Genomic DNA, 13,997 nt, shown 5'->3' on the forward strand with positions numbered 1-13,997 from the left:
GATCGGGGGCCGCGAGGGAACGAGAGAGAACCGAAGGCCCGTGGCCCTGCTTACATCCGGCAGCCGCGAGCCGGATCGGACAGGCCCTTGATGGCCGTGCTGACCAGCTTGTTTTCCTTGCCCTCGACCTTGCGCAGGTAGATGTCCTGCACCGGGTTGTGCGACTTGCTCACCGTGAAGGTGCCGCGCGGGCTGTCGATCTTGGCCTTCTCGATCGCGCCCGTGAACTCGGCCTTCTTCGAGATGTCGCCCTTGGTGGCATTCAGGCCCACGCCCAGCATCTGCGCGGCGTCGTAGCCCTGCACCGCGTACACGTCGGGCTGCAGCTTGAACGACTTGGCATAGGCCACGCGGAAGGCGTTGTCGCGCGGGGTGTTCAGGCCGTCGGCGTAGTGCAGCGTGGTGAGCATGCCTTGCGCCGACTCGCCCTGTGCGTCGAGCGTGCCGTCGGTCAGGAAGCCGGGGCCGTACAGCGGGATGGTCTTGTTCAGGCCGGCGGCCTGGTAGTCCTTGACGAACTTCACCGCGCCGCCGCCCGCGAAGAAGGCGTACACCGCATCGGGCTTGGCCGCGGCGATCTCGGTCAGCAGGGCCTGGAACTCCACGTTGGGGAAGGGCAGGGTGAGCTGCTTGTCGACCTTGCCGCCGTTCTTCTCGAAGCCTTCCTTGAAGCCGTTGACCGACTCTTCGCCGGCCGCGTACTTCCAGGTGATGGTCATGACCTTCTTCTTGCCCTGCTGCTTGGCCGCCACCTCGCCCATGGCGTAGGCCGGCTGCCAGTTGCTGAACGAGCTGCGGAAGATGTTGGGCGCGCACATGGGGCCCGTGACCGCGTCGGCGCCGGCGTTGGGCACGATGAGCACGGTGCCGCTTTCCTTGGCGGCCTTGGCCATGGCCATCGCCACGCCCGAGTGCACGGTGCCCACGATCACGTCGACGTTGTCGCGCTTGATGAGCTTGTTGACGTTGTCGGTGGCCTTGGCGGGGTCGGACTCGTCGTCGACCTTGAAGTATTCGATCTCGCGGCCGGCCAGCTTGCCGCCCTGCTGTTCCACGTAGAGCTTGAAGCCGTTTTCAATGGCCACGCCCAGGGCGGTGTAGGTACCGCTGTAGGGCAGCATGAGGCCGACCTTGAGCTTTGCCGTGCCCTGTGCGCCGGCCGCGGAGGCCAGGGCGGCGAGGGCGATGGCCGTGAGCGCCAGGCGCGCGGTGCGAAGGTTCGTCATGGTGTCTGTCTCCTGTTGTTGGTGATGAAAGAAGCGGTCGCGACGATGACACGATCCGGCTGATCGCGATGCGGGGAATGCCCGCATTCAGGGATTTCGAGCAGCTCGCATGTCCCCGCCACGCGCGGGGCGATGTCGCGGATCTGCGCGAGCGTGCCGTACTCGTCGTCGATGCCCTGCACCGCGAGCACGGGGCAGCGGATGGTGGCCAGCTCGGCTTCGATGTTCCAGTCGCGAAAGGGCGGGTGCAGCCAGATGCGGTTCCAGCCCCAGAAGGCCGAGTCGGCGCTGTCGTGGTAGCGGCCGAGCTTGGCGGGCAGGTCGGTGCTGCGGTAGGCGGTGCGCGCGATCTCGATGTTCGCGACGGTCTTGTCCTCCACGAAGATGTGCGGCGCGAGCACCACGAGGCCCGCGACCCTGTCCGAAAAGCGCGAGGCGTACAGCAGCGAGATCGAGCCGCCGTCGCTGTGGCCGAAGAGCCAGGGCTTCTCGTCGCCGAGCTTCAGCGCGGCGAACAGCGCGGGCAGCACCTCGTGCGCCTGGCGGTGCATGAAGTCGACGTCCCAGATCTCGTCTTCGGCGCGCGGCGTGGAGCGGCCGTAGCCGGGGCGCGAGAACACGAGGCCGCGCGCACCGGCGGCCTCGCACACTTGGGCGGGGAAGTCCTTCCACATCGCGACGGAGCCGAGGCCTTCGTGGAGGAAGACGATGAGCGGGGTGTCGGCGCCGCGCTCGGGGGCGATCCATTGGCACTCGATGCGCACGGTGCGCCCGCGCCAGTCGATGGTGGCGAAGTCGGTGGCAACCGTCGGCGTGCTCATGCCTGCTTCTCGCGTTCGCGCAGCCGGAAGCGCTGGATCTTGCCGGTGGCCGTCTTCGGCAGCTCACTCACGAACTCCAGGAAGCGCGGGTACTTGTAGGGCGCCAGGCGCTCCTTCACGAAGGCCTTGAGCTCGTCCTCGGTGGCGGCGGCGCCGTCCTTCAGCACCACGAAGGCCTTGGTCTTCGTGAGCCCGTCGGCGTCGTCCTTGCCGATGACGGCGGCCTCGAGCACGGCGGGGTGTTGCATCAGCGTGGCCTCGACCTCGAAGGGCGAGACGTAGATGCCGCTGACCTTGAGCATGTCGTCGCTGCGCCCGGCGTACGTGAAGTAGCCGTCGGCGTCGCGCGTGTACTTGTCGCCGCTCTTGGTCCAGCCGCCCTGGAAGGTGTCGCGCGACTTCTCGCGGTTGCACCAGTACATGAGCGCCGAGCTCGGGCCGCGGATGTACAGGTCGCCCACCTCGCCGTCGGGCACGGGGCGGCCGTCTTCGCCGCGCAGCTCGACCTCGTAGCCGTCCACCGGCTTGCCCGTGGTGCCGTAGCGCACGTCGCCGGGCCGGTTGGAGATGAAGATGTGCAGCATCTCGGTGGAGCCGATGCCGTCGATGATCTCGCAGCCGAAGTGCGCCTTGAAACGCTGCGCGATCTCGCCGGGCAGCGCCTCGCCGGCCGACGAGCACATGCGCAGCGCCACGGCTTCGCGCGCGGGCAGCTTCGGCGAGGCGAGCATGCCCGCGAAGCCGGTGGGCGCGCCGAAGAACACGGTGGGCTTGTGCTCGGTCCAGCGGCGGAAGGTCGCATCGGGCGTGGGCCGCTCGGCCATCAGCACCACGGTGGCGCCGACCGACAGCGGGAAGGTCAGCGCATTGCCCAGGCCGTACGCGAAGTACATCTTGGCGGCCGAGAAGCACACGTCGTCCTCGGTGAGGCCGAGCACGGGCTTGCCGTAGAGCTCGGCGGTCCACCACAGGTTGGCGTGCGTGTGCACCGTGCCCTTGGGCTTGCCGGTGGAGCCGGAGGAATAGAGCCAGAAGCCCGGGTCGTCCGACGCGGTGAGCGCGGGTGCGGGCAGGGGCTCGGCGGCGGCGAGCGCAGCTTCGAACTCCTGCGCGCCTTGGGGCAATGCGCCCGTCGGTTGCGACACGAACAGCGTCTGCACTTCATGGCCGCCGCGCGCCATCGCATCTTGCAAGGTCGGCAGCAGCGCGCCCGACACCAGCACCGCCTGCGCGCGGCTGTGGTCGAGCATGTAGGCGTAGTCGTCGGGCGTGAGCAGCGTGTTCACGGCCACGGGCACGATGCCCGCGTAGAGGCAGCCCAGGAAGCTCACGGGCCAGTCGTTGCCGTCGAGCATGAGCAGCAGCACGCGCTCTTCGCGGCGGATGCCCGCGGCCTTCAGCGCGGCGGCCAGGCGGCGCGCGCGGTCTTCGAGCTGGCCGTAGCCCAGCGTGCCGCGGTCGTCGATGTAGGCGGTGCGTGCGGCGCGGCCGCGGTTGAGGGCGAACAGGTGTTCGGCAAAGTTGAATCGTGCGGGCAGGCTGCTGTTCATCGTGTGTCTCCTTGGGGCCTGTGCGTGGCGCTAGAGGCCGAGAGCGGCGAGCACGCCGGGGCTCGCCTGCACCGCGCTCCTGCGGTGATAGAAATCGAGCGCGCGCAGGCCGCCCAGCTCGGCGCCGCCGCCCGCGCGGCCGGGGCCGCCGTGCAGCGACATCGGCATCACGTTGCCGTGGCCGGTGTGGGCCTGCGCCACCTCGGGCGTGATGACGTGCACGCGGCCATGGCTCGGCGCGACCGACAGCGCAGCCTGGGCGAGCGCGGCATCGTCGCTGCCATACAGCGAGGTGACGAGCGAACCCTGGCCACGGTGCGCGAGCGCGATGCCGTGTGCCAGGTCGTTGTAGGGCAGCAGCGTGGCGACGGGGCCGAACACTTCGACGTCGTGCACGCGCTGCGCCGCGTCGGCGTCGCGCGCGCCCAGCAGCACGGGGCCGATGCAGGCGGCCACGGCGGGGTCGGCGTCGATGAGGGGCTTGTTGCAGCTGTCGTGCAGCACGGTGGTCTGCGCGGCCAGCGCGTCGAGGCCGTCGCGCACCGCGTTCAGCTGAGCGCGGCTCACGAGGGAGCCCATGCGCACGCCCTCGTTGCGCGGGTTGCCGACCGTGACGCCCGCGAGCTTCGCGCCGATGGCTTCGGCGGCGGCGTCGTACACCTCGGCCGGCACGAGGATGCGGCGGATGGCGGTGCACTTCTGGCCCGACTTCACCGTCATCTCGCGCACCACTTCGCGCACGAGCAGGTTGAAGGCCTCGCTGCCGGGCGCGGCGCCGGGCAGCAGCAGGGCGCTGTTGAGGCTGTCGGCCTCGATGTTCACGCGCACCGAGCGCGCGGCCATGGCCGGGTGCGAACGGATCACGGCGGCCGTCTCGGCCGAGCCGGTGAACGAGACCACGTCGAAGGGCTGCAGCTGGTCCATCAGGCCGGCCGAGCTGCCGCAGATGACCGACAGCGCGCCGGCCGGCAGCACGCCCGCATCGACCACGTCTTTCACCATGCGCTGCGTGAGCCAGGCGGTGGCCGTGGCGGGCTTGACGATCACGGGCACGCCCGACAGCAGCGCGGGCGCGGCCTTTTCCCACAGGCCCCACGAGGGGAAGTTGAAGGCGTTGATGAACAGCGCCACGCCGTGCGTCGGCACCTGCAGGTGCTGCGACTGGAACACGGGCTCCTTGCCGAGCTTCACGGCCTCGCCGTCGCGCAGCGCGCGCACGTCGCCGAGCGCATCGCCCCACTTGGCGTACTGGCCGAGCGTGAAGATCGCGCCGTCGATGTCGACGGCCGAGTCGTTCTTCACCGTGCCGCAGTTCGCGGTGGCGATCTCGTAGTACGCGTCGCGGTTCGCCTGCAGCACCTTCACGAGGGCGGCGAGCAGGCCGGCGCGCTGGCGGTAGGTGAGGGCGCGCAGCGCGCGGCCGCCTTGCTCGCGCGCAAAGGCGAAGGCTTCGGGCAGGTCGAGGCCGGTGGCGTCGACGCGCGCGAGTTCGGTGCCGAGCACCGGGTCGAACAGGGGCGTGCCGGCGCCCGTGCCGCTTTGCCAGCGGCCGGCGACGTGGTTGGCGAGAAGGTCGGTCATGGAGTGAACTTGATCTGCCCTTCGGGCAGCAAATAAAGGACGAGCGCGCGGCCCTGGGCCACGGTCGGGCGGTGTGCGGTGCCGGGCCCGTAGACGCACCAGCCCGCGGGCCGTCCGTCGAAGGTGGCGGCGGGGGTGTCGTCCAGCGGCATGATCAGGTCGATCTCGCCGTTGGGGTGCGTGTGGTGCGGGCCGGCGAGGTCCTGCATGTCGACCACGTCGACCGAGAAGCGATGCAGCGCGTCCTCGGCCTTGAAGACGCGGCCGTACTTGATGCCGCCGCCTTCGCGGTCGCACAGCCAGCCTTCGGCGACGCCGCCGATGCAGGCCTGGCGCAGTTGCGCAAAACGGGCGCTGCCGGCGCCGTGGGTGGCGTTGAGCCACTGGTCGAGCGTGGCGTCCAGCGGCTGGCCGGCGATCTCGGCGGTCAGGTCGGCGATCAGCTGGTGAAATGCCGCCTTGCCGGTGGCGGGCGTGGGGGTGTCGGACATCGTGGGCCTCGAACGGATGAACTATCGTCTTCTTGCAGGAAGTCTGCGTGTGCAGTATCTTGCGTGTGATCGAACAATAAGCAGCGAGACAACAGGTGTCAAGCAATATAGTGCATCTATGGTGTTTACCCTGAGCGCGCACAATCCCGGCGAAGAACGAGGAATGGCATGAACGAGCATGTAGACGCGGTGCTGGCCACCGCGCCCGAGGGCGGCACCGGCAACCACGGCGCCGCCGTGGCCGGGGAGGCCAAGAACCCATTGCTGGTGGCACTGGGCGACCGCGTGCGCAACCTGCGCGCGCAGCGCGGCCTCACGCGCAAGGCGGTGGCCCTGTCGGCCGACGTGTCGGAGCGCCACCTGGCGAACCTGGAATACGGCATCGGCAACGCATCGATCCTGGTGCTGCAGCAGGTGGCCGGGGCGCTGCACTGCTCGCTGGCCGAGCTGGTGGGCGACGTGACGACCAGCTCGCCCGAGTGGCTGCTGATCCGCGAACTGCTGGAGCACCGCAGCGAGGCCGACCTGCGCCGCGTGCGCGTGGCGCTCGGCGAGATGCTGGGCACGGCTTCGGTCGACCCGGCGCGGCACCGGCGCATCGCGCTCGTGGGGCTGCGCGGCGCGGGCAAGTCGACGCTGGGGCAGATGCTGGCCGAGGACCTCGAAATTCCATTCATCGAGCTGAGCCGCGAGATCGAGAAGCTCGCGGGCTGCAGCGTGCGCGAAATCCACGACCTGTACGGCACCAACGCCTACCGCCGCTACGAGCGCCGCGCGCTGGAAGAGGCGGTGCAGATCTACAGCGAGGTGGTCATTGCCACGCCCGGCGGCATCGTGTCCGACCCGGCCACCTTCAACGAGCTGCTCGCCCACTGCACCACCGTGTGGCTGCAGGCCGCGCCCGAGGAGCACATGGGCCGCGTGGCCGCGCAGGGCGACACCCGCCCGATGGCCGCCAGCAAGGAGGCCATGGAAGACCTGCGCCGCATCCTGAACGGGCGCGCCGCTTTCTATTCGAAGGCCGATCTGTCGGTCGATACCAGTGGGAAGACGTTGCCGCAGAGCTTCCAGGCCTTGCGCGCGGTTGCTCGGCAGTCGATGGGGTTGGCCTGAGTTTCTGCTTGCTGGCGTTGGCGGCGTCGTTCAGGGCGACGCTCCCGCCGACGGGGTACCTTGCTCCGCGAATGTCCTCCGGCCTGCGGCCTCCCCCTTAATTTCGCTGCGCAAGGCACCCCATCGGCGTGAGCGTTTTCAGAGCCGTTGTTGATCGGCTGTGACCCGACCGCGTGCCCCCGTGCGCAGGGCACTGGGTGCTTCCCGCAGCGAAATTAAGGAGGAGGGCGAAGCCCGGGGGACATTCGCGGAGGGAAGTACCCGGTGTCCTGCGCACACCCCCTGATCCGTCGTGCGCCCCGCACAAGCCCTGCCCGATCCTGAAATCTGAAAAAAAGCACAACAGGCATTGACTTGCCTGTTTGCATGCAGCATGATGCATGTTATCGGAACAAGGAAGTGCATTATTATTCCTGTTCACGGTTTTCTGAACACAGCCCCACAGGAGACTTCCGCATGACCGACACCACGCTCCAGGCGCCCCAGCGCGTCGACTACCGCATCGAACCCGCCCAGTACCGCCACTGGTCGCTGAGCTTCGACGGCGCCATTGCGCGCCTCACGCTCGACATCGCGGAAGACGGCGGCATCCGCCCCGGCTACAAGCTCAAGCTCAACAGCTACGACCTGGGCGTGGACATCGAGCTGAACGACGCGCTCAACCGCATCCGCTTCGAGCACCCCGAAGTGCGCAGCGTGATCGTCACCAGCGGCAAGGACCGCATCTTCTGCTCCGGCGCCAACATCTTCATGCTGGGCGTTTCCAGCCACGCCTGGAAGGTGAACTTCTGCAAGTTCACCAACGAGACGCGCAATGGCATGGAAGACACCTCCAAGCACTCGGGCCTGAAGTTCCTCGCGGCCGTGAACGGCGCCTGCGCCGGCGGCGGCTACGAGCTGGCACTGGCCTGCGACGAAATCCTGCTGGTCGACGACCGCTCCTCGTCCGTCTCGCTGCCCGAAGTGCCGCTGCTCGGCGTGCTGCCCGGCACCGGCGGCCTGACCCGCGTGACCGACAAGCGCCACGTGCGCCACGACCTCGCCGACATCTTCTGCACCAGCGTCGAAGGCGTGCGCGGCCAGCGCGCGGTCGACTGGCGCCTGGTCGATGCCGTGGCCAAGCCCGCGCAGTTCCCCGCTGCCGTGCAGGAACGCGCCACGCAACTCGCCGCCGGCAGCGACCGCCCCGCCGGCGCCAAGGGCGTGGCCCTGACCCGCGTCGAGCGCACCGACAGCGCCGACGGCATCGCGTACGCCAACGTCAACGTGCAGATCGACCGCAGCAAGCGCACCGCGACGATCACCGTGAAGGCGCCCACCGGCGCGCAGCCGGCCGACATCGCCGCCATCGAAGCCGCGGGCGCCGCCTGGTGGCCGCTGGCCGTGTGCCGCGAGCTCGACGACGCCATCCTGAACCTGCGCACCAACGAGCTCGACGTCGGCACCTGGCTGCTCAAGACCGAAGGCGACGCCGCCGCCGTGCTCGCCTCCGATGCCGTGATGTTCGCCAACAAGGACCACTGGCTGGTGCGCGAAACCATCGGCGCGCTGCGCCGCACGCTGGCGCGCCTGGATGTGTCGTCGCGCAGCCTCTTCGCGCTGGTCGAGGCCGGCTCGTGCTTCGCCGGCACGCTGGCCGAGCTGGCCTTCGCGGCCGACCGCACCTACATGCTCGCGCTGCCCGACGATGCCGCGCGCGCCCCGAAGCTCACGCTCAACGAATTCAACTTCGGCTTCTTCCCGATGGTGAACGACCAGAGCCGCCTGCAGCGCCGCTTCTATGAAGAGGCCGCCCCGCTCGAAGCCGCGCGCGCCGCCGCCGGGCAGGCGCTCGACGCCGACGAAGCCGTGAAGCTCGGCCTCGTGACCGCTGCGCCCGACGACATCGACTGGGACGACGAGATCCGCATCGCCATCGAAGAGCGCGCCGCCATGTCGCCCGACGCACTCACCGGCCTCGAAGCCAACCTGCGCTTCGCCAGCAAGGAGAACATGGCCACCCGCATCTTCGGCCGCCTCACGGCCTGGCAGAACTGGATCTTCAACCGCCCCAACGCCGTCGGCGAGAAGGGCGCGCTGAAGGTCTACGGCACCGGTCAAAAAGCCGGCTTCGACCTGAACCGCGTTTGAGCACCCAGCAGTCCGCACAACCCAAGGAACAACGATGAGCACGATCAACTACAGCGAGAAGATCCCCAACAACGTCAACCTCGGCGAAGACCGCACGCTGCAGCGCGCGCTCGAAGGCTGGCAGCCCAACTTCATCAACTGGTGGGACGACGTGGGCCCCGAAGGCTCCACCAACCACGAGGTGTACCTGCGCACGGCCGTGAGCGTCGATCCGCAGGGCTGGGCGCAGTTCGGCCACGTGAAGATGCGCGACTACCGCTGGGGCATCTTCCTGAACCCGGGCGATGCCAACCGTGAAGTGCACTTCGGCGACCACAAGGGCGAGAAGGTCTGGCAGGACGTGCCCGGCGAACACCGCGCCAACCTGCGCCGCATCATCGTCACGCAGGGCGACACCGAGCCCGCGTCGGTCGAGCAGCAGCGCCACCTGGGCCTCACGGCGCCGTCGATGTACGACCTGCGCAACCTGTTCCAGATCAACGTCGAAGAAGGCCGCCACCTGTGGGCCATGGTCTACCTGCTGCAGAAGCACTTCGGCCGTGACGGTCGCGAAGAGGCCGACGCGCTGCTGCAGCGCACCTCGGGCGACGCCAACAACCCGCGCATCCTGGGCGCCTTCAACGAGAAGACGCCCGACTGGCTCGCGTTCTTCATGTTCACCTACTTCACCGACCGCGACGGCAAGTTCCAGCTGGCCGCGCTGGCCGAGAGCGCGTTCGACCCGCTGGCGCGCACCACGAAGTTCATGCTGACCGAAGAGGCGCACCACATGTTCGTGGGCGAGAGCGGCGTGTCACGCGTCATCGCGCGCACCGCGCAGGTCATGAACGAGCTCAAGACCGACGACGCGCAGAAGATCCGCGCCGCCGGCTGCATCGACCTGGGCACCATCCAGCGCTACCTGAACTTCCACTACTCGGTGACCATCGACCTGTTCGGCGCCGACCAGTCGAGCAACGCCGCCATCTTCTACAGCTCGGGCCTGAAGGGCCGCTACGAAGAAGGCAAGCGCGACGACGACCACGTGCTCAAGGGCCAGACCTACAAGGTGCTCGAGGTCAAGGACGGCCAGCTCGTCGAGAAGGACGTGCCGATGCTCAACGCCCTGAACGAAGTGCTGCGCGATGACTTCATCAAGGACTCGGTGGCCGGCGTCGGCCGCTGGAACAAGGTGCTCGAGAAGGCCGGCATTCCCACCCGCCTGGTCGTGCCGCACAAGGCCTTCAACCGCCAGATCGGCGCACTCGCCGGCATCAAGATGTCGCCCGAGGGCCGCGTGGTGAACGACATCGAATGGGCCGCCAAGCGCGACGAATGGCTGCCGAGTTCCGAAGACTTCGCTTTCGTGGCATCGTTGATGGGCCGCGTGATCGAGCCGGGCAAATTCGCAGGCTGGATCTCGCCGCCGGTGATGGGCATCAACCGCCAGCCTGTCGACTTTGAATACGTGCGTTTCGGCTGAGCACCTGGATATGAAGCCCTCGTCCCCACGGCGAGGGCATGGAGAACAACATGGACATGGTCGTTGAAGCCGGGGTCATCAAGCAGCACCTGATCGACCCCGAGATCTGCATCCGCTGCAACACCTGCGAGGCGACCTGCCCCGTGAACGCGATCACGCACGACGACAACAACTATGTCGTTCGCGCGGACGTCTGCAATGGCTGCATGGCCTGCATCTCGCCGTGCCCCACGGGCTCGATCGACAACTGGCGCACCATGCCGCTGGTGCGCGCGTACACCATCGAAGAGCAGCTCACGTGGGAAGAACTCCCCGCCGAGCTCTCGCCCGAGGAACTCGAGGCGGCGGGCGTGTCCGGCGCCGCCGCCGAGGCCGCGGAAGTGCCTGCCCAGACGCAGGCCCAGGCCGCCGTGCAGGGCACCGAGCCCGCCTTCAATTCCGCGCAGTACGGCGCCAGCGTGCCGCCCTGGTCGGCCGCGCACGCCTACACCAACCTCTTTCCGCCGAAGACGCCGACCACCGCCACCGTGGTGGGCAACTTCAACTGCACCGAGGCCGGCTTCGACAGCGAGACCCACCACATCGTGCTCGACTTCGGCGTGGTGCCGTTCCCCGTGCTCGAAGGCCAGTCGATCGGCATCGTGCCGCCGGGCGTCGATGCCATCGGCAAGCGCCACCATGCGCGCCAGTACTCGGTGGCCAGCCCGCGCAACGGCGAACGGCCCGGCTACAACAACGTCTCGCTCACCGTGAAGCGCGTCACCGAGGACCACGAGGGCGACCCCGTGCGCGGCGTGTGCTCCAACTACGTGTGCGACCTCAAGGTGGGCGACACCGTGCAGGTGGTGGGGCCCTTCGGTGCGTCGTTCCTGATGCCGAACCACCCCAAGTCGCACATCGTGATGATCTGCACCGGCACCGGCAGCGCCCCCATGCGCGCCATGACCGAATGGCGTCGGCGCCTGCGCAAGAGCGGCAAGTTCGAAGGCGGCAAGCTCATGCTGTTCTTCGGCGCGCGCACGCAGCAGGAGCTGCCGTACTTCGGCCCGCTGCAGTCGCTGCCGAAAGACTTCATCGACATCAACTTCGCGTTCTCGCGCACGCCGGGCCAACCCAAGCGCTACGTGCAGGACCTGATGCGCGAACGCGCCGCCGACCTGGCCGCGCTGCTGAAGGACGGCGCCAGCCACTTCTATGTGTGCGGCCTCAAGAGCATGGAAGAGGGCGTGGTGCTCGCACTGCGCGACGTGGCGAAGGAAGCGGGGCTCGACTGGGACACCGTCGGTGCGCAACTCAAGCGCGAAGGCCGCCTGCACCTCGAAACGTACTAAGCTGCGGCGGATGCAGTTCGCCGACTTCCACGCAGGCCAGGTCATCGAGGCCGGGCCTTACGTGCTCACCGAAGCCGAACTCGTGCAGTTCGCGCGGGCCTACGACCCGCAGTGGTTCCACACCGATGCCGAGGCGGCGGCAGGCAGCCCCTTCGGCGGGCTCATCGCGAGCGGCTGGCACACCTGCTCGATCGCGATGCGGCTGGTGGTCGAGGCGGCGCTGGCCGGTTCCGAATCGTTCGCGTCGCCCGGGCTCGAGCACGTGCGCTGGCCGAACCCCGTGCGCCCCGGCGATGCGCTGCGGCTCGTGGCCGATGTGATCGAGGTGCGCCGCTCCGAGAAGCGCCCCACGCTCGGTATCCTGCGTTGGCGCTGGCGGCTGTTCAACCAGCGCGCGCTGGTGGTGCTCGACACCGAAGTCACCAGCCTCTTCAAGCTGCCCGCCCCCGACCTCTGAACGACACAAGCCCGCAACGCTTTAGCGCTGCGGGCTTGATTACTTGCGGAGCGATGCGCTGCAACAGCCGCGTCCGGCCGCTGCAACCATGCGGCGTGCGACTTACTTCTTGTGCAGGTCGACCGCGCCCGAGCCCTGGGCCTTGCCGCTCGCCTTGGCGCCGGCCGTGGCCGGTTTCACGGCGCCGCCCACGGCGCCCGCGGCACCGGTCGCGCTGTTCACGGTGCTGCCCACGGTGTTGGTCACACCGCCGACGGCTTGCGTCGCGCCGCCCACGGCGCCGGTGGCACCGCCGACCGCACCCGTGGCCGTGCCGAGCACGCCACCGACGGCATTGCCCACGCCGCCGGTCGCGCCGGAGGTGGAGGTGTCCGCATTGGCATCGGCCGACGCACCGGTCTGCGCGCGTGCACCTGCTGCGCCGCCTTGTGGCGTCGCGCCGGTGCTGCCCGAGGCCTTCACATCGGCGTTGACCCCCACGCCGACCCCGACGCCTTGCGCCTGGGCCGTCCCGCCGAGGGCCAGCAGGCCCGCCAGCATGGCGCCGATGAAGATGCGGTTGGTTGCATGTGTAGTCATGAGTGACAGTTCCTTTCGTTGCTGAGTCACGGTTTGCAGAACCGACCGGGGTTCGATCGATTCGGGGGCAACCATGACGGGCCGGCAGGTTGTCGCCATGTGCGGCGCGTTCGCTCGACGCTGTGGGAATCGGCCGTCGGCGGAATGAAGGGGTCGTGCGTTAGGGCGGCGCTGCCATGTCTGCGGATCGGGGCGGCGGCAGATGCGCGCTGAAGAAGGCCGTTGTCTTGCGGTTCACCTCGGGCAGGACGCCCGCGCGGTCGAAGCCCGGCGGGTCGTTCAGCATGTCGCCGATCAGGCCCGAGAGGTTCGGTGGCGGCGGCGACAGCAGCGCACCGTGGCCGCCGGTCGGCATGTCCGCAATCAGTTCGCAGCGCGGCAGGCAGGCCGCGAGGACCCGGTCGCTGTGAAAGCGCGGGACCAGCCAGCGGTCTTGCTGCGCAGTGATCAGGCCCAGCGGCACGTGGGGCGTGGCCAGTGAGGCCATGTCGAAATCGGCTGACGAGGGCACGCCCGCCACGATGGCGGCGATGCGCGGGTCGATGTGCAGGCGCCACGTGGCGTCGTTGAAGCGATGGCGGATGACGAGCCGTGCAACCCACTTCTTGAGGCCGTCGAACGGCCCGCCCGTGAGCCGCGTGACCAGGCCCACGCACGACTGGAAGTCGTCCACCAGGTTCGCCTCGCAGTGCTGCTTGAATCCGGCCGGCGACCAACGCCCGCCCGCGAGGCTCAGCGCGGTGTGACCCCCCGCCGACATGCCGTACATGCCGACTTTGTCGAACTGCAGCAGCGGCGCAAAGCGTGCATCGCGAGCCACCGCATCGATGGCGCGCGACACCTCGGCTGGGCGCATCGTCCAGCTGTCGGGGCCAGGGTTGCTGTCGTCCTTGTGGTTGTCGGCCCTGTGCTCGGGCATGGCGACGACGAAGCCCGCGTCGACCAGGCTGCGCGCCAGGTTCGCATGCACCCACGGCGCGCCGCCCGAGCCGTGCGAGATCACGACCAGCCGGCCGTTGCCGCGCACGGGTGCTCCCTGCGCCGCCACGTCGAGCGTGAAGCGCGCACGCCGTGTCGGCTGGGGCGGATCGCTGGAGGGATAGAACACGGTGACAGGGCCGTCGCCGGTAGCCGCGGGAATTTCCGCCAGCCCCATCGCGGCGTGCACCCAGCCGGACCCCAGCGCCAGCAGGCAGATCAAATACAGACGTCTTCGCATCGAACTCCTTGTCATCGAAGGCCCATGCCCTCGGCGA

Annotated in this window: 12 protein-coding genes; 5 read left to right on the forward strand and 7 right to left on the reverse strand. The window is 68.7% G+C overall.

From position 1 onward, the window contains the following. Positions 1-50 precede the first annotated feature (50 nt). The 5 genes from VBO01S_RS03065 to VBO01S_RS03085 are packed head-to-tail and all read right to left on the reverse strand — an operon-like array spanning position 51 to position 5,669. Positions 51-1,226: an ABC transporter substrate-binding protein gene (locus tag VBO01S_RS03065; protein WP_062470303.1), complete on the reverse strand. Its 1,176-nt coding sequence runs from the start codon at positions 1,224-1,226 to the stop codon at positions 51-53. Then, a complete protein-coding gene (locus VBO01S_RS03070; RefSeq protein WP_062470305.1) occupies positions 1,223-2,047 on the reverse strand; it encodes an alpha/beta fold hydrolase in 825 nt (274 codons plus the stop codon). Before VBO01S_RS03070 ends, VBO01S_RS03065 begins: the two co-directional genes overlap by 4 nt. Then, the gene (locus VBO01S_RS03075; RefSeq protein ID WP_062470308.1) at positions 2,044-3,597 is read right to left on the reverse strand and encodes a benzoate-CoA ligase family protein; all 1,554 of its coding nucleotides are present in this window, start codon (positions 3,595-3,597) and stop codon (positions 2,044-2,046) included. Before VBO01S_RS03075 ends, VBO01S_RS03070 begins: the two co-directional genes overlap by 4 nt. Positions 3,598-3,627: 30 nt before the next feature. Beyond that, complete coding sequence (locus tag VBO01S_RS03080) at positions 3,628-5,178, reverse strand: 3,4-dehydroadipyl-CoA semialdehyde dehydrogenase (protein ID WP_062470310.1); 1,551 nt, start codon at positions 5,176-5,178, stop codon at positions 3,628-3,630. Then, on the reverse strand, positions 5,175-5,669 hold the full coding sequence (locus VBO01S_RS03085) for a 4-hydroxylaminobenzoate lyase (RefSeq protein WP_062470313.1): 495 nt from the start codon (positions 5,667-5,669) through the stop codon (positions 5,175-5,177). The genes VBO01S_RS03080 and VBO01S_RS03085 overlap by 4 nt, the downstream gene beginning before the upstream one ends. Before the next feature lie 168 nt (positions 5,670-5,837). Here VBO01S_RS03085 and VBO01S_RS03090 point away from each other — a divergent pair, with 168 nt between their 5' ends. The 5 genes from VBO01S_RS03090 to VBO01S_RS03110 all read left to right on the forward strand — a co-directional run bounded on the left by VBO01S_RS03090 (position 5,838) and on the right by VBO01S_RS03110 (position 12,162). Continuing rightward, positions 5,838-6,782 (forward strand): helix-turn-helix transcriptional regulator, encoded by a 945-nt coding sequence (locus VBO01S_RS03090; protein WP_062470316.1) that lies wholly within the window; start codon positions 5,838-5,840, stop codon positions 6,780-6,782. A 456-nt stretch (positions 6,783-7,238) separates the two neighbouring features. Continuing rightward, on the forward strand, positions 7,239-8,912 hold the full coding sequence (gene boxC / locus VBO01S_RS03095; protein WP_062470320.1) for a 2,3-epoxybenzoyl-CoA dihydrolase: 1,674 nt from the start codon (positions 7,239-7,241) through the stop codon (positions 8,910-8,912). A 34-nt stretch (positions 8,913-8,946) separates the two neighbouring features. After that, positions 8,947-10,374 carry a benzoyl-CoA 2,3-epoxidase subunit BoxB gene (gene boxB / locus VBO01S_RS03100; protein ID WP_062470322.1) on the forward strand — a complete coding sequence of 476 codons (1,428 nt, stop codon included), beginning with the start codon at positions 8,947-8,949 and terminating at the stop codon, positions 10,372-10,374. Between the two features lie 50 nt (positions 10,375-10,424). Further along, a complete protein-coding gene (gene boxA / locus VBO01S_RS03105) occupies positions 10,425-11,705 on the forward strand; it encodes a benzoyl-CoA 2,3-epoxidase subunit BoxA (RefSeq protein WP_062470507.1) in 1,281 nt (426 codons plus the stop codon). 10 nt (positions 11,706-11,715) lie between these two features. Next, the gene (locus VBO01S_RS03110) at positions 11,716-12,162 is read left to right on the forward strand and encodes a MaoC family dehydratase (RefSeq protein ID WP_062470325.1); all 447 of its coding nucleotides are present in this window, start codon (positions 11,716-11,718) and stop codon (positions 12,160-12,162) included. Between the two features lie 102 nt (positions 12,163-12,264). Here VBO01S_RS03110 and VBO01S_RS03115 read toward each other — a convergent pair whose 3' ends face one another. After that, on the reverse strand, positions 12,265-12,741 hold the full coding sequence (locus tag VBO01S_RS03115) for a hypothetical protein (RefSeq protein ID WP_062470328.1): 477 nt from the start codon (positions 12,739-12,741) through the stop codon (positions 12,265-12,267). 160 nt (positions 12,742-12,901) lie between these two features. Beyond that, positions 12,902-13,960 carry an alpha/beta hydrolase family protein gene (locus VBO01S_RS03120; protein WP_062470331.1) on the reverse strand — a complete coding sequence of 353 codons (1,059 nt, stop codon included), beginning with the start codon at positions 13,958-13,960 and terminating at the stop codon, positions 12,902-12,904. Positions 13,961-13,997: the final 37 nt, after the last annotated feature.

It is taken from the genome of Variovorax boronicumulans NBRC 103145, from assembly GCF_001591345.1.
Classification (GTDB): domain Bacteria; phylum Pseudomonadota; class Gammaproteobacteria; order Burkholderiales; family Burkholderiaceae_C; genus Variovorax; species Variovorax boronicumulans.